Below are 19,841 nucleotides of genomic sequence, written 5' to 3'. Positions count from 1 at the left end.
TCGAATCTATGGAGTCACGAGCGGTCAGCGAGCGACCTGAGGGGTCGCCCGCAGAATCGCTTGCTGCCCTCCCCCGAGCCGCCCAGCTCGATGCCCTGCGTGCCCGGATGGCTGCTATTCCCGGGCATGTGGGTGCCGATACGCGACCACCGCCCGACCATGAGGTCGATCTGCTCGTCGCCGTCCCGGGCGACCTGGGCGAGCTTCTTCCCGGCGGCGGTCTGCCTCGCGGCAGCGTCGTGTCTTACGCCGGCGGTGGAAGCGTGATGCTCGCACTGCTGGCGGCCGCGACCGGTGTCGGCGTCTGGTCCGCGGTGCTCGGCGCGCGCCTCGAAGACCGCGCTGTCCGTTGCTAGACTGATGACAGTTTGACAGTCTATGCTGTCGATATGACTCGGCGACTAGTGGTAGGGATGCTGAAAGGCGGTGCGGCCAAGAGCACCACCGCTTGCCAGTTCGCTATCTGGCTGTCCCTGCTGGGCCTGGGGCCGGTTCTAGTGGCTGAGGCCGACACCGATCTGATGGCGCTGGAGTGGATCAACGCAGTCCGCGAAAAGCTTCTGGCACTTGGCAATGGGGATCGCCGGCACCGGATCGATGTGGTTGATATGACCCATGGGCTGGCCCGTCTGCCGGAGATGGAGCGCAACTATCGGTATTCCGTGGTGGATGTCGAGCCGAAGCGCGAGAAGCTGCTGCGGGAAGCGCTGTGGCGGCCGGAGCGAGGCGACAAGAACAGCAACCGGACGGATCTGATCATCCCGGTCAAGCCGTACCCCGCCGATATCCGCAAGCTGCCACAGACACTCGCCCTAGCCGCAGAGGTCGACAAGCACAACCCGGTGATTCCTCGCGTGCTGCTGGTGCAGGTGCGAGCGAGCGCGGGCCACGCCAAGGAAGTGCCCAAACAGCTCGCAGCGTCGGGCATCCCGACCTTCCGCACCATGATCATGTTGAAGGAGTCCATCGGCTACAGCTTCCGCACCACCTACGTCGATAAGTCGTACTCCGACGTGCTCGGCGAACTAGACATCGTTCCAACAGAAAAGGATTCGACCAATGGCTGAGCCGCGTGAGATCCGTGCAAGTGAAATCCAAGCGTCCGTAGCCTCGGCGTTGGCTGGCGGATCGCAACTCGCCCCTGCCCCCGCGTCTACGGACAAGGAGGAGTTGCTGACCTGGACGCTGAAGATGGACCCGCAGCAGGCGGCCGAGTGGGACAACCTGGTCGCCCGATTGGCGGGCGCCACCGGCAAACGCGTCGGCCGCTCCAAGGTGTCCATCAACCGCCGCCACATGGTGGAAGCCCTCGTCAAACTCGCCGAAGACGACGAAGACGTATGGGACAAACTCGTCGACGCGATCCGCCGAGGGAAGTCCTAACCCCGCACGAACCGAGAGAGGCCCGGAGCACAAGCTCCGGGCTTTTTCGTGCCTCCGATCTTTGCAGCCGCGCCAGATATAGACTGCTGGCAGTCTGCATTGCTAGACTGTCAGCAGTCGAATCGGACGATACTTCGGGAGAGAGATCATGTCCCAGCTCAGCACACTGAATCCGCCGACCCGCATCGCTCGCGCGCTGGCGCACCGAATCGGCAGCGCCGCCGAATTCCTGTTCCGCACACCAACATTGCTGTTCGCCCTCTTCGCCGCCGCGATCGCGCTGCAGGGCGCACTGCTGCTGACCGTCAACCGCGCCCCCGCCGAGACGATGATCCCCATGACCATCACCGCGCCCCGCGCCGACGGATGCGTGATGTTCTGCGTGGAAGCCGATCCCGCGCCCTCCGATCCCGCCGCAGCCGCGGATCCGGCCCGCACCACTGTCTTGACCTCGCACTCGAATTCGATGACGGCCGCGACCACATCGACATCGAGATGCTGGATGTTCTGCTCCGAACCGGCGCCCGCCCCAGCTGAAATCGGCAGCGGCTCCAGCCCCGCCTGGAGGCTGGACCTGTAGCGCATCGCATGCCCCGGGCCACCTATCGGCATCGGCCGAAAACGGCACCAGCCTCGAACGATGGGCCACCATGGATATGGATCCGATGAGAAGTGTTGTCGCGCAACAAGATCGATGCCGAAAGTTTGTCAGAGCCAGGCGCTATCGTGCCGAAACCGCCACATTCAGAACAAACCCGAAGGGGAGGGATGACCATGCTGGTCATCAACGGCGACCGCGAAATGCCGGGAACCGAGAAAAGAGTCGTCGGCTGGCTACAGTCCCACTCGGCCAACCCGGCGATCGCGATATCGGGCTGCTACATCCCCGACCGCCGCGGCCGCCGCAGCGAGGAAGCCGACCTCGTGGTCATCACCCCACAGACCTGCTTCGTCATCGAGGTCAAAGGCATCCTCAAGCGCGCCAGCGGCGTGCTGACCTGCCCAATCAACGCCCGCTGGCACCTCAGCGACGTCGACGGTGACCCGGTCCACGTGCGCGCCGGTGACAACAACCCCATGGACCAGGTGACCGGTCGCATGTACGACCTCAAGGCTCTCGCCGAACAGGCAGGCGGGCACGATCTGTTCGTCGCCGGACTGGTCCTGGTGATCCCGCAATATCGCACCACGGTGACCCTGAACAAGGGCCCGATGCCGGTCGGACGCGATGTCCTGCTGGGTGATCGGCCCAACGAGCTGCTGGCCCAGCTCTACCGCGCCGCCCGCCGAAGCGAAACCCCATGGACCGCGGATCTGGTGCTCAAGCTACTCGCCGCCTTGGACATTCGCGACGACGCAGTCTCCTACACCAAGCTGCTCGGCCTCGGCTTCCCGTCCGAGCACGCCCCGGCGGCGGGCCAGGAGCAAGCACCGGTTGCTGAAACATCATGGGACCCACCGCCACCCACCATCATGTCGCCGCCGGTGACCTACGCCGACGTCGACGCTGGCCGGACGGTCATCGAGAACCGGGACTTGGGACGCACGGACACCTACACCGCCGATGACTTGAACGACGACTACGCAGTGCCGTTCACGGCCTCGAATTCGAGTGGGAGCCGCGGCCGCCGAACGCCGGTGCGATCCGCCGTGTTGGCGGCCACCGTCTTCGCCGCGATCGGCTGCGGACTCTGGTACGTCACGGACAGCAGCAACTCCGATGCCAGCGATAACTCGCCCTCTCCGAGTTCGGTCACTGAGCAATCGCCAGCGCCCGAGCAAGCCCAAGCACCCGAATTGGCGCCGGTCACCGAAGCGGCACCACCTCCGGCCGCGCCGGCACCCGCCCATGGGGGCTTCCCGTTCCAACAGGGCTGCTGAGAAGTACGGCTTCGCTGACAGGCGAGCGTTTTCGCCTGCTGTCGTGAGCGGACCGCGGTAGCGCACAACATGTTCGCGTTGTGCGCCACCGCGCGGCCTGCCTATCTCGCTACCCGAGAAGCCACGGCAAAAGCCGCTGGGCAGCCTTGCTCGCGAGGTCACCGAAAGCGCGCCCGACGAAAGCTCCGGCGGCCGCGGAGAAGAAGGTCTTGACGGGGTTGCCCCGTCCGCCGCGATCCGGCATTGGGGCAACATTCTCGTTGCTCGGATTCGACTGCTGTTCAAAGTGGTTCGTCACGGCGCCGACGGTAAGTGGCTGGTTCTCCACCTCTACCGAGCTGGAATCGTGCGAGCCGACCCAGCCACGTTCCCCGGACTCCGCAGCCCCGAGAGTGGACGCGGAGTGGATAGCACGAACCTGCGCCGGTTCACTTTCAGCCCCCATTCCAGGGTTTTCCCAGATGGGGGGACCCGCTAAGGTCACTACTACCTCCAATAGTTCGTTGCAACCGGACATTGGTGTTCGCCCCCTTCCCGAGGACCAGTCGGGAAGGGGGCACCTTCATTTCGAGGCAAAATCATTCCAGCAGAGCCGACCGACACGGTGGATACACTTAGAATCTCGTTGTGTCGCAAGGGCTGGGTACGGTTCAACGCCGGTTACTGGTGGCGCTCTACTGCGCCGAGAATTTCAATGGTCGCTGGATGGAGATGGCCATACATCCAGATCTCGACACCGGCGACGATCTTGGGTCGTGGTTTGCCATTTCGCAGTTCCATCTGGTCGAAACCGACCATGCGAAGAGATTCGCATACGCGGCGAAGCGGACGACGGTTCCCCGTGACAGGGAGTTCAAACGGAGCCGACGAGTTCCGTACCGGCGAGCTCTGCGAACGCTGGAGCAGCGCGGCCTGGCCGAGGCCAGGCTCATATCCGTGGACTTGAATCTCCTGGGCCAGTGGGCCTATCGCTGGCATGGTCGGCCGCCGGCCACTCGCGAGGTATGGGTTGCCCGACTCACAGAGCAGGGCATGGCCTGGGTACGGAAGAACGCACCCGAGCAGGTGCAACCTCTGGGCGACAGGATGGTTCGCTCGGGCGATCGTTTCGACCCCGAGCATCGGTGGCAGCTCGAAGACTCTCGGCGGCGAGCACGCCGACACAGATCGACGACCATCACGACTTCTGAAAAGCCGACCACTGGTCGCGCGAAAGCCTTGAACAAGAACGAAGTTGTCGACCTCCTCCAACGCGAGGGAACCAGCGCCGAGCGGGTGCGGACAGTTCTCCGAGAGTGGCATCGCGAGGAACAGCGGCAGCACCGCCTCCAGTTCGGAGAACCTGGTCCATCGCTGGATGAGCACATCTTCGGAAGTGCCGAAGTCGACGACCTTCGTAGCCGCCTCAGCTAGCGAACGGGCGGGTGCTTGACACCTCGAACCGATCGTTGGCGCCCACTACTCGCTCGATGTAGCAATGAAATTCGATGTAGTACACCGAATTTGTGCACTATGGGAAGCGGGTGCGAGTACTGTAGCTCCTCGTTGATCGGCCATGTGAGTTCGGTCAGCTCGCCACGCGGAGCGATCTTCCGCTTGACCTGGAAAGGGATCGCGATGCGGCCCAACATCTTTCAAGTCCCCCCGGTCGGTAGCCCCATGGGTCAGTTGTCGCGGCCGAAGGCCGCCGACCTGCTGCAGATGAACCCACGGGGAATCGACTTGCTCCTCGACTCTGGGTATCTGCCCGACCTCGACATCGACCGGATTCTGCGCCTGGCCGCACGGTTCACCCTCGAATCCGATGGCGACCAGCCAGTCCTGCGGCAAGCGCTGATCTCACCCGCACTCGACGGCGATCCAAAAAGGAAGGTTATCGGCGAATCCGCCACGCTCAGCAACGAAGAGGTGGTCGAGTCCGACCGCATGTATTGGCGTTCGAACCCGGAGCTGATCGTCGCCGCGCAGTTCCTGCCGGTGACCCTGGCCGGATTCCCGGTCACGGTGCTAAAGGTTGCCGGCGTCGACGGCGACCCCCTGCGCGTGCCCAAGATCAACAAGTCCGGTGACCCGTACATCGAAATCCGACACGCCTACACCGCGAAGCTGGTCGGCCGGGTGCGTGAGCTCGGCGTGCCCGAGCTGGACTACATCGCGCCGGACCTGACCGTCGATGACCGCGAGGTGGTCAAGACGATCCTCGGCGGCCGGTCGACAGCACGATCCGGTGGCCCGATCGCCTACCTGCCGAAAACCGCTGCCGCATAACACAGCACGGAGGCCCCGACCCGCGAGTGTGTAGGTCGGGGCCGAACAGAGTTCACCGTAAGTCTGCTGAAGCGTTCCGGCACGGGGGATTTCATCGTGCTCGGTGGTGGCGGCGGGGCGTTCGGTGCGCGGTCGGCGTCGAGCGGGGTGGTCGGGTGCCACGCACTGCGTACTTGTAGGTCTGGCTCAGATTTATGTTGGCGCACAACGGGTTTGTGCAGTTTGTGAGGTGCTGGAGTCCAAATGGAGGGTGAGAGGGCCTGGAAACGATTCCAAATCGCTGGTCGGCGCGTTGGCCGTGGTCAGCGCGCCGATGTGCCTGTACGGAATTGCACCGATGTAGTTCTTGAGGCACTTGGGGTGGTGGTGTGCGGGAAAGAGGTGACAGACTGGTAACGGCCCCGGTGCAGCCCGGAGGTTCCACGTGCGGTAGCTGCCAGGTAGCTATATGGGGGTGCGGGAACTTTCAAACGGGTTGCATCGCTGAGGCTTTAGAGCTCAACAGGCGCGCATGCTCGCCCGGCCGGTACCACGCTGGTGGATCCGGACCGAGACCAACGTCGATCCGGATCGGCTGGGTGGGCAAGTGATTCCGCGACTCAAGGGCTCATGCGTGAAGCAGATGCGAAGGAGTTGACGGGTGGCCTGGCTTGTGTCGACTGCACCGAGGAGTGTGCAGCGTTCAGATGTGGAGCGTGGCGCATGGCTAGGTCGAGCGCTGCGCCGGTCTCGGGATGTCGATGACCCCTGCCGACCGCAGTGACCACCGCCGTCAGGGTGACCGAGTATGTCGGCACCGAACTGAATCTGGTTCTCGACCTCGAAAGCTCGTCCTACGAAGAGCTACGCGAGGAATTCCTGGCTATGACCGCCAGGGCGCAGCAGGATTCGGGGCTGACCAAGGCCAACATCGCCCGTCTCGGTGCCGGGGAATTCAGCAAATCGACGGTCTATCACTATGCCGGTGATCCGAAGAAGTACAAGGGCTTCCCCAAACCCAAACTGCTGACCAAATACCTGGAGATCTGCGGGTTCGCCCCGGAGCAGGTGGTGTTCGCGGTAGCCAGGTGCGAGTTGATCAGGATCTTGTATCCCGAAGGGAACAAGACCCCGTCCATGCCGGGCGTCCCCCGCATCGACCCACCGCCCGGGCCGGACACCGCGGCGCCCAGCAGCACCAACTCCCCGACCCCCACTGCACCGGTGCCGGCCGCGCACGGTGGGTGGTCGACGAAGATACAGGGCGCCCTGGCAGGGATGAAATCGCTGCTGAAAGGCGTGACCGCCTACAACCTGCACGGACTGGAAATTACGCCGGTCGCCCCCACATCGGCACCTGCTGTCTATGGGCCGCCCGCGCCCAACCCGCCGTGGCCGGGACGCCCCGCCGGGGTGCGGGTCGAATCGCCAGGGCAGATCGCGGCACGCGTGGTCGGCGAGATGTTCGCGACCAACGCGCACACGCTGGCCCGCTATGCCGGGCTGGATATGGTGCGTGAGGTATACCGGCGGGCGAGTGCGGGCATGTTGGAGTTGCCGGGCACCTATCGCGAGCTGACTCAAGTCACCATGCCAGTCGCATCTGGACTCCTGATGCCCGGGGACATCGTCGTGCTGGTGGGGCTCGCCGATGCTCCGACCCGCACGTTCGGCCTGTACCTCGGAGCTGGCGAGGTCGTATGGGTCGGGACCGGCGCCCAGGTGAATCGCAGGCCGCTGAGATACGAGACGGTATCGGCTGCTCGCAGACTGGTCTGGCCCGCGGAGCCGATCCCCGAGCGGCAGGCCGCGCCGCCTGCGGAGCCGCCGCCAGCGAAGTCGATCGCGGAGATGTACGAGCTCGAGATGCGCGAGCTGACCGAGAAGATCGAGGCCCTCTGCGTGGGTATCGAGCCAGGGCGAGTTGCCTTGGGAAAAATCGAGCTGTCGGGCTTCCCGTTTGAAGGAGGACAGGAGGCCTTCGTTCGTCGGGTATTCGAGATGACCGACTTGCCGCTGCCGGCCGATCTCTGCTTCGGCCTGCCCATGGACATGGTGCAGCTGGCTGACCTGCCGGTGCGCCCCGGCGACATTGTTCTCACCGAACACGGATACCTGGGCATTCTTGCCGAGAACAACCGTCTGATTCATCTGGGCAAGCGCGGCTGGCCGAGAGAGATCGGGCTCAGCGAAAGATTGTTCGTGGCGGCCTGGCGAGCCAGCCCCACGCGGCGAGGCTGGGCACTGGAGTCGGCGGTATTGCCGGTAGAGAAGAGCAGCGCAGGCAGGACCAAGCCGGTGGGCGGACAGCAACTGCGCCCTACCAGTCACCCACCGCTTGCCGCTGTCGTCGCGATGGTGTGCGAAACCGTGGAGGCGGTGGTCCGGCACGGAATGTGGGTGCCAGTAGACGCGCGTGCCTTCTACCAAGCAGCACAGGCCCGCGGTGTCGAGTTCGAGCCCAGGCAAAAAGCCTGGGTTCCGGTTCGTCATCCTGCCCGCGCCGCGCCCGCCGTCCGCGTCGACGAGCCGGCGGACGGGAATCTTCATCCGGCGCCGACCGTCACCAAGCATGTCGTGATGGCGCCGCCAGAGCTCGACGATCTGAATGTCGTGGGCTGTGTTTCGCATTGGTACAAGGCGATCGGCGCGGAGGTGAGCACCGGCGAGCCGTTGGTGCAGATCACCAATCCGCTGGTTGATCTCGAGCTCGAGGTGCGGTCTCCTTCGACCGGCACCTTGACCGAGATCGCCGTGTACTTGGACGACACAGTCGAAGCGGGGCAGCGGTTGGGCGTGGTGACTGAGAGGCCGCCGAGCGCGGCGAGACCGGCACGTCGGCCGACGGGCCCGAGTCTGTTCAGCTACAGGAAATTGTGATTGAAGCGGGTGTAGGAGAACGGATTGACAGATTCGGTGGTGTCCTCCGCAGCGTTCTTCCTGCGATGATTCAGCACTGCTGCTAGTAAGACCGGAGAAACTATTTCTGAAAGAATTCGTACTCTTCCCGGATTTCAATTCTCTGTAGCCATCAGGTTTTATTTGAATCTCTAAATCGGATATTTCTTGGTTTCTGTTGGTCCTTGGATTCGGGTTTCCAACTTTAGGTTTTCCAACTCTGGAAAGTTAACGCTTGGGGGTGGACCCGCCGCTTGCGGACGGGGGTCCACCGGTAAGCCCCGACTTCTCGTCACATTCCCTCTGTGTGAGCCCGGGGGGTGCGACGCCACGTAGTCCACGGCGTTAGCACGCGTGACAGTGAATCACGTCATCGACATCCGAACAACCCCGCCGCGCGTGTCATATCAGGGAAGTCAAGCGGGCCTGCGAACCGGAATTTTTTCCAAAAGCACAGGTAGAAGCCATCTTTGGAGCGTTGCCTGACGTCGTTTGGAAACCCTACTCAAGTTGTCCAGCTAACCGATCACCCCGATTTGGAAGGGTATTTGGAATCCAATTCCGGTGGTGAGCTTGCCTGGGATGTCCCGAGGAGAGCAGTGAACCTGGCCGTCGCGGTGACAGCGTGGGGGATCGACATATGGGTGAGCGATAGGGACTCAATGGGTGTGCGTGGGTGAGCGATAGGGACTCAATGGGTGTGCGTGGGTGAGCAGTAGGGACTCAATGGGGGAGCGTGGGTAGGCATGGGTGTGGTTGGGAAGGCTTGAGTCGAATATTGGGTCCGCCTTAGGCATGGACAATTCGGAGACTGTGTTTATGATCATTTCGTCTCTCCTCAGCCCGGAGGGAGATGGGAGCCCGTCGAGTTCTTGCGGATCGACGGGCTCACCTAAACCGTCGAGTCGAACCAAACACGCTTGACCGCGTGCGTCACATTCCCCCAATTAAATCGTGTGAGTCCGGATCCAGGGTGAGAGGTTCAGCGCGCCCGATTCGGACCTAGCCCTCAAGGACCGGAAAACTCCATGCTGAATCCCCACCTCAATCCTGTCGACCCCGCCGGGCAGCAGCCCCCAATGGTGCGAGTGGTCCAGGACCAGGTGAACATCGCGGTGGCCTCGACCGTGCGGATCTCGCAGAACCCGCCCACGACCACTCCATCCACGGAGTCGCGCTCGCTTGGCCAGAGCATCGGCGTGGCGGCCGAGCCAGGACCGCCGGTGACATCGCCGATTTCGCCTCTAGTGTCCGCGGCGGGACCGGCGCGGGGCGGCATAGATCATGCGGCGGCATGGCTGATGTTCGGGCTGACCGTGGCGTGCTTCGTCTTCCTGGCCTACCTGGTGACCATCGACAAGGCTGATCTGCAGGTCGGTATCCCCGCCACAATGGGGGTCGTCCTAACCCTCAACACGGCCGTGTTCGGCACTCGCACGGTGATGCACAAAACGCGCAAGGCGGCCGCGGTCGCTGGGCACGCCGTCGCCGACATGCTCGATCCGGTGACCGGGAGTGACCAGTGATCGACGCACCCGTTCGCCACAGCCTTGAGATCGTGATCATTCGGCCCGACAAGTGGCAGCGATGAGCGGCCGTAACGGCGGCGGCCGCCGCCAACGTGTCGCCGGCGGCCGTGATAGGCGCGCTGGCACGGTGCGCCCTGCAGGTGGCGGGGTGCGGCGAGGCCGGATGGCGAAGGAGGAATTCACGCAGGTGAGCAACAAGCTGTGCCGAGACGATCGGTTGAGCCATAACGCCAAAGGTGTGTGGATCGCGATCGCATCGAACGCCGACGGCTTCCCAGTCACCCTCGACAAGTTGGTCAAGGAGAGCGCCGATGGGCACCATGCGGTGCGGAGCGGGCTCGCCGAGCTTAGGAAGTACGGGTACGTCATCCGCGGCGAACGCGTGCGCAACGAACTTGGACACCTCGGCCCCTATGAGTACCTGATCACCGACCTACCTGACCCGCCGTTGTCGGTGGTCCCGGACGCCGAAAACGAGCCCGGCGCCCGCGTCGTTGCAAACCTGGGCTCGTCGACCGTCGCGGCGGAGATCCGCCGCCCGGCGACTGACTCCGGCGCGAGCATGGTGGTCGACTTGGTTAAGGCGAAGCCCTCGACAACGAAGGACAGCGACGACAACATCCATGCCGCCGCCCGCGCGGTTCTGGTGCACGCGTCGGTGCCCGACACTGAAGGTGCGCGCCTGCTCGGCAGGCTGCGCCTGCGCGCCCCCATCACATCGCAGGTGATTCGTCAGCACGCCGCAGAGGTCGACGAATTACTTCGCACCTGGCCAGCCGCCGCGCTGGCCAGGCATCTGGAGTACGAATGCGGTGGACCGGAGATCCGGAATCCGATCGGGCGGTTGATCTCCGCGATCAACGACACGCGGCCCCATCCCCTGGCGTCTACGGAAGGTCTGCGACCCGGCGGCTGCGACAAGTGCGATCACGGGATCGTCATCGACACGATCGACGACGGCTGTGGAGGTAAAGATATTGCGCGCCGGTGCCCGGCTTGTCGTCCGTCCCTCTCCACCGCATGATGTGCGCCGTTCCTGCGATCAGCGCTTCGACGGCCACGAGTTCGGTCAATGCCTGCCTGAGTGTGAAAACCGAACCTAGGCGCACTGCTGGTCCGCCCTACATCTGATTTACCTACGTTGGCTCCTGCTACGTCCGTCGACCCTGCATAGGGCAACCCGAGGACTTAGAAGAACAGGACTTAGAACATCAGACAGACAGATCGCGCGGAATCGCGCGATCTGTCTGTTTCACGGGGGCACCACAGGCTGACGTTGGTCCAGGTCGGCGACGAACCCGAGCCCGACCCTCACGAGCACCACCCGAATTTCTCCCTCATTTCTTTCCCGGAATCAGGTCGTTTCTTCCGGATGTGCGCACGGACGGCTATTCCGGATCGACCGCGACGAGCTCGGCGACGCGCACGCTGAACGGGTAGCGACCCGGTGAATCCGATTCGACCGACTCGACGATTGCGTGGTCGGCCTCCACCTCGAGTACCTGGAACACAGACACACCACCAGCTACGAGCAAGACGCGATCACCTACATTCACCACGCTGCGGAGACTATCCCGTGCAACCGACCGGTTTGTGCAGACTGCCCAGCAGAGCACACGATGAGCTATCGATTCTTGGCCTCGGCGGTGTCAACTCACCCGTCCTTCTACAAGCCCAGGTCATCCCCGCCGCCACACTCCGGACCGAGGTCCGGCAGCTGCATCTCCTGGAAGGTGTGCGGAGTCCAGGTCTGGGTTCGGGTCTTGCGGACCTGCGTGCCCGCGGCGGATATGGAGACCGCGGCTTCGTGCTCTGCTTGTTCATCAAGTTCGGTGCGGGCCCGATCCTCGAGGTCCCGCTCCGGATCGGTCAGGTCATCACGGCGCTGCTGTTCAGAGATAGCGGCATCGAGCAGCTCGGCGTTGTCGTCCAGGATCTTCGCCGAGCGGCGTCGGTCTTCGTCGGCCAGGCACTCAGTCTCGCGGTCATTGGCGAACTCGGTGTCGCGGCGTTGCGTGTCTTGAGCCTGAAGCAAAGTCGATGTCCACGCTGCTTTCGGCACGGTGACCGCCCGCTCGGCGTTCTTGAGGTCCCGCTTGGCGCCGACGAGGGCCTTCTCGGCCTCCTTGACATTGGCCTCCTGGGCAGCGATGCGACCGTTGATTTCGCCGCGGACGCGGGTCTGCCACCATTTCGTGGCCGCCAACTCACGCTGCGTCGCGGCCAGCTTGCGCTCCCGCCGGTGCAGATCCTGCTCAGCCTCGTCGACTTCATGCTCCGCACGGTGGACGGAGCTGATCGCGGCGGCCTGGTCATCGAGGTCACGATGGCGAGCTTGGACTTCGCCGACCGGGTCGTGATGCTCGGTGGAGACGGGGAGTTGGTCGGTCCAGATCATGTTGCGCAAGCTGGCGATATCGTCGGCGAGCTGGGCATCCGACATCCGCCGCAGCCCGTCGCGGCGCAGCTCATCCACGACGCGGGCGAACCGCTTGGCATCCTCGCCACGCTGTTCGTCCAGATCACGGGCCATTCGCCACCGCAGCGCGGCCGCCGGTTGCTCAGCTGGCAGCAGCATCGGCTCGACCGCGGCCCGCGCAGCCACCTCCACATCGAGGCCGGTCGCCGACACCCGAGACCACTCCGTCGCGAGTGTCGGCCAGAACGGATCATCGAGGATCCGAGGATCCAATGAGGTCGCCAGCGCAGACCAGCGGCGCACATCGACGGCCTGGTCGCCGAGCACGCGTGCGGCCCTCCGCTCCAGTTTGCGCTGCGTTCGGCGTTCGGCCGCACCGCGAGCATGAGGTCCGGTGCGGCGTCGGTCGATATCGGCGACCCCTTGGGCGGCCCGCCACACCGCGAGATCGCCGAGCAGTTCCGGGTCGGTGCCGATCAGCGGCCGCGCCCACATCGGCGCCGACGCGACCTTCCAGGCCCGTGCGGCCGCAGCGACCTCGGCGGCCAGCCCGCGCACTTGCTGTTCCCGTTCCCGCAGATGCTGCCCGAACTCGGGATCACCCCTCAGCACCGACGGGATGGCGGGCAGCCACGGCAGCGGCCCACGGATACGCGCATGATCGCCAGTCGGGCCGACGCGCCAGTCCAGCACCGCGGCACGGTCCCGGGCACTGTCGAGCTCGCCCCGGTTCACCGCGGCGGTGAGGATCGCGACCGGATCGCCACCCTGCACTGCCCGAAGCGAAAGGCGTTGCCGCAGTGTCGGGTAGGCCGGTTCGTCGGTCAGACCAGGCACCAGGCACCAGGCGCTCGGCGGCGCTGTCGATGTCGTCCAGCAGCTCCCCGGTGCGATATTCCGCGGCCGCGGCGATCGCATCGGCGTAGGCGGTGGCCGAGTGCCATAGTCGGGTGCGTGGATCGGCGGCCACGCGGTCGGCGCTGGTCGCTGAGACCTGCCCACCGTCGCGGCCCAGCACCGCGGTCAGCACATCGAGGTAGGTCGGCGGCATCTGCGCCTCGATCGTGAACGGCGCCGGCTCGGAATCGGCCAGCGCCGTGGCGACGTAGGCGTGGTTGGCGCTGCGCCCGCGAGTCAGCATGACGTACAACTGATTTCGGGTTTCCCGCCCGGTGAGCACACCGTGGCAGGTGTCGACGGTCAAACCCTGGCTGGTGTCGATCGTGGTCGCGTAGCCCAGTGCGGTGTGTTCGGCGACGTAGTCGGAGGGCAGCGTCACCAGTCGCCCGGATCCGTTGTGCGCGACAGTGATCCGCCCGTCCGGATATACCGTGCGGACCCGCCACCAATATCCGTTTCGCACATGATCGGTGTCGGATATCCGCAGCTGATAGTTATTTTTCCGAGTAGCGATCATGTCGCCGACGCTGGCGGCCAGGCCGTCCCCGAGCCGCACTTCCGCGCGGGTGCTTGCCTGCGGATCACCGGCCAGCCGGGCCGCCCGGGCACGGGCATTCAGCTGGGCCACCATCGCACGAGTGGGGGCGAGCAGGATCGAATCCAGGCCCGCGGCAGTGTCGGCCGCCCACCCCGCGAACGCCTGCTCAGCCACCGCGCCGATGGCACCGGTGTGGATACGGTCGTGATCGGCGTAGAACGCCAGCGCGGCCGGATCACCCTGCCGCACCGCCAAAGACGCGGCACGCTCACCAGGATCGGCGAACCGCATCACCTGCGACAACGTCAAGGATCCAGCCTCATAGGCGATATCGCGGACGACCCCACCAGCGGCCACCGCCGCGAGCTGCTGATCGTCGCCGATCAATCGAACACTCGCGCCGCGATCCAGCAGAAACCGCACGGCGGCATCCAGATTCGTCGTCGACGCCTTCGCCGCCTCGTCGATGATGACCAGCGTCCCCGCGTCGATATCACGCATCCACTCCGGAGCATCCGCTGCATCCAAAGTGCCGGCCTCCACGCGCGCCGCGACGTTGACCAGCATGTCGATCGTCCCGGCCCTGACCCCGGCTTCGCCCTCGAGCACCGCCGCCGCGGACGCGGTCGGTGCGAGCCCGATCACCGTGCCGCCCTCAGCGGACCAGGCCCGCACCAGCACCTGCATCGCCGTGGTTTTGCCCGTCCCGGCCGGAGCGATCCCCAGCTGCAACCGCATCCCCGACGTGGCGAACGCTTCTACCAGCGCCTGCTGTTCCGGATTCAGTTGGCGGCCACGGTTGTTGGCGGCGTCTTCGATGATGGCCACATCCACTGCGGCCGCCGATATGGTGCGTCCCCCATGCAGCAGACTCGCATCGATCAGCCGACGCTCGGCTTCGAGGACCTTCGGTGAGGTGAACGCCGCGGATCCGGCCACGACAAACTGACTGGTTCCGTCCCGACGTCTCAACGCGTCCGGCACCACGATGTTGTCGGGCACGCCGCGCGGGATCGATATCGGCGGCGACATCGCAGCCCGCACCACCTCCTTGCTGACCTGCCGCCACTGCTCGCGACCGATCTGGCCGCGGAGCTGGCGTTCAACCTCGATGCGCACATGGTGGATCCGCCAGGTGGCACGTTTCGCGGCCACCTTGTCGACCACCTGGCGCGCGGTCTCGGCGATCCAGGCGTCATCGACAACCTTCTCGCGCACCAGGATCCCGCGCCCCAGCACATCGGCGAGCATGGCTTCGACGGCCTGGTCGCCGCCGAGCAGCTGTACGGCCTCGGCCCACCAGACCTCACGCTGCTCGGCGTGCGAGCGCGGACGGTGCTTGGGTGCGCGGGTTTTGATCGTCGCTGTCTGCGCCAATTCCACCGCTTCGCCGGGCGTCGGTTCACGGCCATGCCATTTCTGGAAATCGTCGGTCAGCTCGGCCAACTTGGATTCGATCATCGCCGAGCGCTTCGACCACATCACATTCACTTCGGTGCGCATCCCGACGATTTCGCGGATGGGCTGCAGATCGGCGCCGCGGCCTGGCCGGGCGGCGAACTCGATGCCGAGCGCTTCGAGGTGATGTTCGAGGCGGGCGTCGTAGATTTCGGAGGCGGCCCCGCGCAGCTGGTGGATCAGCCGCCCATCCAATGCTCGCCACTTCCCATCGAGGGTCCGCACTTTGTTCGAGATGACCAGGTGGATGTGCAGATCAGGATCACCAGCACGGGAGTCGCGGTGCGTATAGGCGGCCGCGATCAGGCCCTCGGTGTCGACCTGGCGCACGCCGTTGGCGCCTAACCGGGTGTAGGTGTTCTCCTCGAGGAAGGCCAGCACATCGGCGACGGCGGCCTCGTTGGCGGCCTCGATCTTCTCAGCGATCTCGCGCGGCGCCAACGCCCACAACGCACTGACCGACTTGCACGGCGAGAACGTCAAGTCGTACGCACTCAACGCCGCTTTCGGCGGCTGCGAGTTCCGCGCCACCCACCACGTCAGCTCCCGATCCGACTTCGGCGGCCGACTGAATTCCTCCTCGAACATCCGCTTCGCCACCTCGGAGCGGATCCGCCGCCGCACCTCCTCCGGCACCGCCGCCCGCGGCCCGAAGCCATGCTCGATGTTCCACTCGGCGTAGGCCTTCGAGCGCTCCTGCATATAACTGCGTTCCGGCAGGCTGTACTGATAGAACGGCCGCCCCAACCGCACCGCGTGCGAAATCGCCTTCGGAGAGGCACCTTCGGCTCGCATGCGCACGGTGATCGACTCGGCGTCGGGATGCATGCCCTGGCCGTACAGCGCCGCCATCTGCGGCTCGAGCACTGGATCGCCTTCGCCGATGTCGGCGAACGCTACGAGCCCTGAACCGAGCCACCGGCCCGGCATTTCACCCTTCGCCAGGTAGTAGTCGTCCAGGCTGGCGCGGCCTCGATCATCGCCGTCGCACACAGCGATGCAGCGAGCGTAGTAGAGGTACCCATCGCCCGCCGACAGCTTGTGCAACGTCATCACAAACCCCACGGTACGCAGCAGGACATCGCTGCAGGCTCCAAGAATGCACAGTGTGTGTGGAATGGATTTGGTTGGTGGCGAATAGTTTTCGTGGGTGGTTACGACGGCGGCTGCTGCTGTCGTATTCGGGGATAGGTGGCAAGGTCAGGGATAGATGGCGAGTTGTGGTGAGAGATCGGGGTTCTGGAGCTCAGCCATGGGACATACCGCTCTGGTCTCGCCGCCCGTTCGGATGGACCCGGGCCAGACTTATGAATCTAAGGCTGACTCAGTGAAGCAGGGGATCCACCTGTACCAGCCGCTGTTCGGTCGGATTCCACCAGAACCGTGGCATCTCTTTAAGGATGGGCGGTAGGTTGCGGCCTGCTGGCTGGCCATGCGAAGTGCCAAATGGGAAGTGCTGACCGCAGTCCCAGTTCAGGTCGGCAACGATCAGGCCGATGAATCCTAGGTCTGTCAAGGAGATAGCGGGCGCCTGGCCGTCAGGCCTGTGCGCCTGAGGCACTCTCCACTCGCGCTCCTCCAGCCAGTCCGATCCTGGGTCAAGCCTTACCACCCATGACCGCAGCTTTGGATCCAGCTGCCTGAGGGCCTCGTACTCCGAAGGACGGGTGTACCACACTGGGCCGCCACCAGCGTCGTACACCTTCTGCCGTTGGAAGAGGAGCGCCCACGGTTCGTAGCCGCGATCGCGGATGAGAAAGTTCAGACCGTCGAGCTTCGTCTCAGTCAGACAGACTGCAGGATCTCCCTGGGAGTAGGTGACGAATGCGGAGATGCTTCCTTGCCACAGAATGGATTCCAAGCGTTGCACCGCGCTCATCGATTTGATGTGTTCCGGGACGGAGATGCCATAGGACGGCCTCGAGAAACAAAGTGCGTCAAGACAGGTGAGAGGTCGGGATGCTCGGGAGGCCGTAGAGCGCCAGTAGAAGCGGGTGTGGGTGAAACCGGTACAGCGGGTTGAGGTTCAGCGGAGGACGACACGGCGGTCACCTGTCAGCTCACGGCTAGGTCGGGAATCGAGAAGCATTTCTCGATCTTGCAGCGCGGCGAGTTGGGACAACAGTCCTTCACCCGATTCGCCCAGCGACGCCGCGACGGCAAAGTGAGCTTGCACCACCGCATCGTTCACCCCGCGATTGGTCACCAGCGATGGAGAAGTTCCAGCGCACGAAACTCAGCGCTCGCCCCAGAACGGACAGCGGCGACGGAAGAAGTGAAAGGTTAGAGCGAGGTTGGGGCTGCGATCCCCTGCAGTGCAAATGGTTCGTATGTCATTTCTTCGCGGCGGCGCGGTGCGCCCGCACCCGGCAGGCACCCGAACACGTCTTGCGCGGACGGCCGGTGCCAGGCTGAGTAATTGGCTTATGGCACACCGTGCACCGGGTGGTGTCACGCAGCACTGACGGCCGCTCCTGAGCGGCGGTTGGGCGGAGCAACGAAACGTTCTTTGCGGGGCTGGGGTGGGTGGCGGGTTGTAACGAAACTCGCTGGGCGCGAGGTGAAGCTGCGGGCACGGCCGCCTTGGCTGGTTTCGAGGCGCTGGAAGGCTCATGCAGCGAACGGTGCGCCGCTGCGCACCCTGACGCCTTGCCCACGCTCTGCGGCGCGGCCATGGGGGCACTAGGACGAATTTCCGGCGCGGCATCGAGGTCTTCCAGCTCGATGGTGATGCGAGGATTGACGCGGTCGATCACGATGCGCTGGCGGGTTTCCAGAACGTGAGCGGCGTCGTCGTCGGGCAGCACGCCCGCCTCGGTCAGGGCATCGAGCGCGGCCTTGAGGAACGGGCCCAGGCTGTCGCTGTCACGGCGGCGCGCATCTGGAGCATGCCAGCACACCGTGACCCGGGTCCGGTTGAGCCGCAAACGTTTCGGGAGCTGGCTGCGGGCTTGCCAGCCGACCATGGAGGCAACCTCAGCCTTGGCCTTGCGAACCGTCGACCAGTGCGCACGGCGCTGGCCGTTGGAGGTCAGCGGTGGGCGGCGCAGCGGTAGCTCGATCGTATAAACAGCAGCCTGACAGCCTGGACTGTCGGACTGCTGTGCTTCTGGATTGTCGAGCGGTCTTCCCATGACGCGGTCTCCCCGCTAGACGTTGCGACGCGCAGGCGATGCGCCTTGGTCGCCGGGGTATGGAGCAGCGTCCTCGACCTGCGGGCGGCCGGTGATGGCGTAGGCCTCCTTCACCAGTTTCTGGTAGTACTCGTGCAGCTGCTTGATCTCGTCGCGGTGCTCGGCCTCACGCTTATCGCGATGCTTGGCATCCGAGCGGCGCTCTTGGCGCTCGGTGTCGAGCTGCCCGGAGAGCTGACCCACCTGCTTGCGCAGCCCCTCGGCCTCCCCCTCGGCACGCACCTGCGCCGCGGTGGCGGCATTGATCTTCGACTCGGCTTGCTTCTTCACTTCGGCGATCCGCTCGTCGGCGGAATCCTGAGTGGCCTTGATCGCGGTGAGGGCATTCTCCTCGGCGGTAAGGGCCAACTGGCGAGCTTCCTCTGCGGCCTGCTGAGCGGCATCACGCTCGGCTTCGGCCGTCTCCACGTCCGCCCGTGCCTGGGCGCGGGCGGCATCACGCTCGGCTTCGGCCGCAGCCACAGCCTTTGCTGCTTCGGCACGGGCGTCGTCGCGCTCCACCGCCATCTTCCGCCGCTCCTCGGCGTGCTTCTTGGCGCGCTCTTCAGCGGCGTTGAGCTTCCCAACGGCATCGGCGATCGCCTCATCGGCGCTGTCTACGGCCTGGATGACTTCGCGCTCGGCTGCTCCGGCTGCTCCGGCTGCTTCGATGACGGCGCGGGCCTCGGGTGCAATGGACTCGACGGCCTGTGTGGCCTGGACGATCTGCTGCGCGGCCTGAGCGAACTGCGCGACCAGCGCCTCGAACCGGCCGACTGCCTCGGTGACTGGGTGATCCGACTCGCCAGGCTCAGACTCCTGAACTTCTGTGCTGCCAGCAGCCTGAGAGGCTGGAATTGTAGCGAAACCCGTCGATCCGGCCGAGGTAGCGGCAGGAGGAGTGGATACCACCGGGGCGGCGGGAACGGAATGTAACGAAACCCCTCCTTGGGAGGAGGAGGAGGAAGAAACGGTATGAATAGCAGGGGAGGCATTGAATCCGTGCACTTCACGGGCCTTTGCGGCATTTTTTCCGTTATGCTCGACAGGGCGGCCATCGACTCCCACAACCACCTCATCGCAGTACTTCGGGAGACGGCCTTGCAGACTCCGAACGTAGACGGGGCGGCCGCACAAATGCCCCTCGTCATCCATCACGAACTCGCAGGTTCCAGCCTGTTCGCCAATCGCAAGGCGCCTCTTCTTGCCATATTTGGTATCCACGTCGACCATCCTCGGTTCGGTCATCCGGCCGCGCCTGCCTTCCTGTTTCGTTTCTCGTCTGGTACCCTCTCATCCTACAGGAAAAATACCCGGCAGGTCAAGAAGAAAGGAAAGAAAATGGGAAAGAAAAGAAAGAAAGTAAGTAAAGAACAAACTGTTTGTTCTTTACTTACTTTCTTTCTTTTCTTTCC

18 protein-coding genes are annotated in these 19,841 nt (G+C 64.5%); 11 read left to right on the top strand and 7 right to left on the bottom strand.

All coding sequences use genetic code 11. The features are described from left to right. The first annotated feature begins 8 nt into the window (after positions 1 to 8). The 5 genes from ACWEO2_RS39900 (at position 9) to ACWEO2_RS39880 (ending at position 3,264) form a co-directional block, all read left to right on the top strand. Positions 9 to 356: a hypothetical protein gene (locus ACWEO2_RS39900; protein ID WP_452410115.1), complete on the top strand. Its 348-nt coding sequence runs from the start codon at positions 9 to 11 to the stop codon at positions 354 to 356. 57 nt (positions 357 to 413) lie between these two features. After that, complete coding sequence (locus tag ACWEO2_RS39895) at positions 414 to 1,067, top strand: hypothetical protein (protein WP_452410114.1); 654 nt, start codon at positions 414 to 416, stop codon at positions 1,065 to 1,067. Beyond that, positions 1,060 to 1,383 carry a hypothetical protein gene (locus ACWEO2_RS39890; RefSeq protein WP_452410113.1) on the top strand — a complete coding sequence of 108 codons (324 nt, stop codon included), beginning with the start codon at positions 1,060 to 1,062 and terminating at the stop codon, positions 1,381 to 1,383. Before ACWEO2_RS39895 ends, ACWEO2_RS39890 begins: the two co-directional genes overlap by 8 nt. A gap of 148 nt (positions 1,384 to 1,531) precedes the next feature. Then, on the top strand, positions 1,532 to 1,963 hold the full coding sequence (locus ACWEO2_RS39885) for a hypothetical protein (RefSeq protein WP_452410112.1): 432 nt from the start codon (positions 1,532 to 1,534) through the stop codon (positions 1,961 to 1,963). A gap of 188 nt (positions 1,964 to 2,151) precedes the next feature. Beyond that, entirely contained in the window at positions 2,152 to 3,264 is a 1,113-nt protein-coding gene (locus tag ACWEO2_RS39880; RefSeq protein WP_452410111.1) for a nuclease-related domain-containing protein, read from the top strand. A gap of 109 nt (positions 3,265 to 3,373) precedes the next feature. Here the strand turns inward: ACWEO2_RS39880 and ACWEO2_RS39875 are convergent, their stop codons facing one another. Then, complete coding sequence (locus tag ACWEO2_RS39875; protein ID WP_452410110.1) at positions 3,374 to 3,562, bottom strand: hypothetical protein; 189 nt, start codon at positions 3,560 to 3,562, stop codon at positions 3,374 to 3,376. Between the two features lie 329 nt (positions 3,563 to 3,891). Between ACWEO2_RS39875 and ACWEO2_RS39870 the strand changes: the two genes are divergently transcribed. The 5 genes from ACWEO2_RS39870 to ACWEO2_RS39850 all read left to right on the top strand — a co-directional run bounded on the left by ACWEO2_RS39870 (position 3,892) and on the right by ACWEO2_RS39850 (position 10,962). Further along, on the top strand, positions 3,892 to 4,677 hold the full coding sequence (locus tag ACWEO2_RS39870; protein ID WP_452410109.1) for a hypothetical protein: 786 nt from the start codon (positions 3,892 to 3,894) through the stop codon (positions 4,675 to 4,677). A gap of 246 nt (positions 4,678 to 4,923) precedes the next feature. After that, positions 4,924 to 5,532, top strand: a complete 609-nt coding sequence (locus tag ACWEO2_RS39865) for a transcriptional regulator (protein ID WP_452410108.1) — start codon at positions 4,924 to 4,926, stop codon at positions 5,530 to 5,532. A gap of 1,257 nt (positions 5,533 to 6,789) precedes the next feature. Further along, complete coding sequence (locus ACWEO2_RS39860) at positions 6,790 to 8,391, top strand: lipoyl domain-containing protein (protein ID WP_452410107.1); 1,602 nt, start codon at positions 6,790 to 6,792, stop codon at positions 8,389 to 8,391. A 1,046-nt stretch (positions 8,392 to 9,437) separates the two neighbouring features. Then, the gene (locus ACWEO2_RS39855; protein ID WP_452410106.1) at positions 9,438 to 9,935 is read left to right on the top strand and encodes a hypothetical protein; all 498 of its coding nucleotides are present in this window, start codon (positions 9,438 to 9,440) and stop codon (positions 9,933 to 9,935) included. Between the two features lie 166 nt (positions 9,936 to 10,101). Continuing rightward, positions 10,102 to 10,962 carry a hypothetical protein gene (locus ACWEO2_RS39850; RefSeq protein ID WP_452410105.1) on the top strand — a complete coding sequence of 287 codons (861 nt, stop codon included), beginning with the start codon at positions 10,102 to 10,104 and terminating at the stop codon, positions 10,960 to 10,962. Between the two features lie 364 nt (positions 10,963 to 11,326). Here the strand turns inward: ACWEO2_RS39850 and ACWEO2_RS39845 are convergent, their stop codons facing one another. The 6 genes from ACWEO2_RS39845 to ACWEO2_RS39820 form a co-directional block, all read right to left on the bottom strand. Continuing rightward, a complete protein-coding gene (locus ACWEO2_RS39845; protein ID WP_452410104.1) occupies positions 11,327 to 11,497 on the bottom strand; it encodes a hypothetical protein in 171 nt (56 codons plus the stop codon). A gap of 107 nt (positions 11,498 to 11,604) precedes the next feature. Beyond that, positions 11,605 to 13,050, bottom strand: a complete 1,446-nt coding sequence (locus tag ACWEO2_RS39840; protein WP_452410103.1) for a hypothetical protein — start codon at positions 13,048 to 13,050, stop codon at positions 11,605 to 11,607. Continuing rightward, positions 12,956 to 16,306 carry a MobF family relaxase gene (mobF, locus tag ACWEO2_RS39835; RefSeq protein ID WP_452410102.1) on the bottom strand — a complete coding sequence of 1,117 codons (3,351 nt, stop codon included), beginning with the start codon at positions 16,304 to 16,306 and terminating at the stop codon, positions 12,956 to 12,958. The genes ACWEO2_RS39840 and mobF overlap by 95 nt, the downstream gene beginning before the upstream one ends. Positions 16,307 to 16,577: 271 nt before the next feature. Next, the gene (locus ACWEO2_RS39830) at positions 16,578 to 17,132 is read right to left on the bottom strand and encodes a hypothetical protein (protein ID WP_452410101.1); all 555 of its coding nucleotides are present in this window, start codon (positions 17,130 to 17,132) and stop codon (positions 16,578 to 16,580) included. A gap of 454 nt (positions 17,133 to 17,586) precedes the next feature. Continuing rightward, positions 17,587 to 18,387: a hypothetical protein gene (locus ACWEO2_RS39825; RefSeq protein ID WP_452410100.1), complete on the bottom strand. Its 801-nt coding sequence runs from the start codon at positions 18,385 to 18,387 to the stop codon at positions 17,587 to 17,589. 15 nt (positions 18,388 to 18,402) lie between these two features. Then, the gene (locus ACWEO2_RS39820) at positions 18,403 to 19,434 is read right to left on the bottom strand and encodes a hypothetical protein (protein ID WP_452410099.1); all 1,032 of its coding nucleotides are present in this window, start codon (positions 19,432 to 19,434) and stop codon (positions 18,403 to 18,405) included. A 30-nt stretch (positions 19,435 to 19,464) separates the two neighbouring features. On the opposite strand from ACWEO2_RS39820, the gene ACWEO2_RS39815 reads away from it, so the two are divergent. Next, a partial coding sequence (locus tag ACWEO2_RS39815) for a hypothetical protein (protein ID WP_452410098.1) occupies positions 19,465 to 19,841 on the top strand: 377 nt, incomplete at its 3' end.

The sequence above is a fragment of the Nocardia sp. NPDC004278 genome (assembly GCF_053602975.1).
Note: the sequence above shows the minus strand (reverse complement) of the source record. Positions and strands in the feature narration are given on the sequence as shown.

What these genes read in the sequence shown, in the direction of transcription:
- ACWEO2_RS39900 (WP_452410115.1), top strand. Translation starts at nt 9, where the DNA reads ATGGAGTCACGAGCGGTCAGCGAGCGACCTGAGGGGTCGCCCGCAGAA.
- ACWEO2_RS39895 (WP_452410114.1), top strand. Translation starts at nt 414, where the DNA reads ATGCTGAAAGGCGGTGCGGCCAAGAGCACCACCGCTTGCCAGTTCGCT.
- ACWEO2_RS39890 (WP_452410113.1), top strand. Translation starts at nt 1,060, where the DNA reads ATGGCTGAGCCGCGTGAGATCCGTGCAAGTGAAATCCAAGCGTCCGTA.
- ACWEO2_RS39885 (WP_452410112.1), top strand. Translation starts at nt 1,532, where the DNA reads ATGTCCCAGCTCAGCACACTGAATCCGCCGACCCGCATCGCTCGCGCG.
- ACWEO2_RS39880 (WP_452410111.1), top strand. Translation starts at nt 2,152, where the DNA reads ATGACCATGCTGGTCATCAACGGCGACCGCGAAATGCCGGGAACCGAG.
- ACWEO2_RS39865 (WP_452410108.1), top strand. Translation starts at nt 4,924, where the DNA reads ATGGGTCAGTTGTCGCGGCCGAAGGCCGCCGACCTGCTGCAGATGAAC.
- ACWEO2_RS39860 (WP_452410107.1), top strand. Translation starts at nt 6,790, where the DNA reads ATGAAATCGCTGCTGAAAGGCGTGACCGCCTACAACCTGCACGGACTG.
- ACWEO2_RS39855 (WP_452410106.1), top strand. Translation starts at nt 9,438, where the DNA reads ATGCTGAATCCCCACCTCAATCCTGTCGACCCCGCCGGGCAGCAGCCC.
- ACWEO2_RS39850 (WP_452410105.1), top strand. Translation starts at nt 10,102, where the DNA reads ATGGCGAAGGAGGAATTCACGCAGGTGAGCAACAAGCTGTGCCGAGAC.
- mobF (WP_452410102.1), bottom strand. Translation starts at nt 16,306, where the DNA reads ATGACGTTGCACAAGCTGTCGGCGGGCGATGGGTACCTCTACTACGCT.
- ACWEO2_RS39830 (WP_452410101.1), bottom strand. Translation starts at nt 17,132, where the DNA reads ATGAGCGCGGTGCAACGCTTGGAATCCATTCTGTGGCAAGGAAGCATC.
- ACWEO2_RS39825 (WP_452410100.1), bottom strand. Translation starts at nt 18,387, where the DNA reads ATGGGAAGACCGCTCGACAATCCAGAAGCACAGCAGTCCGACAGTCCA.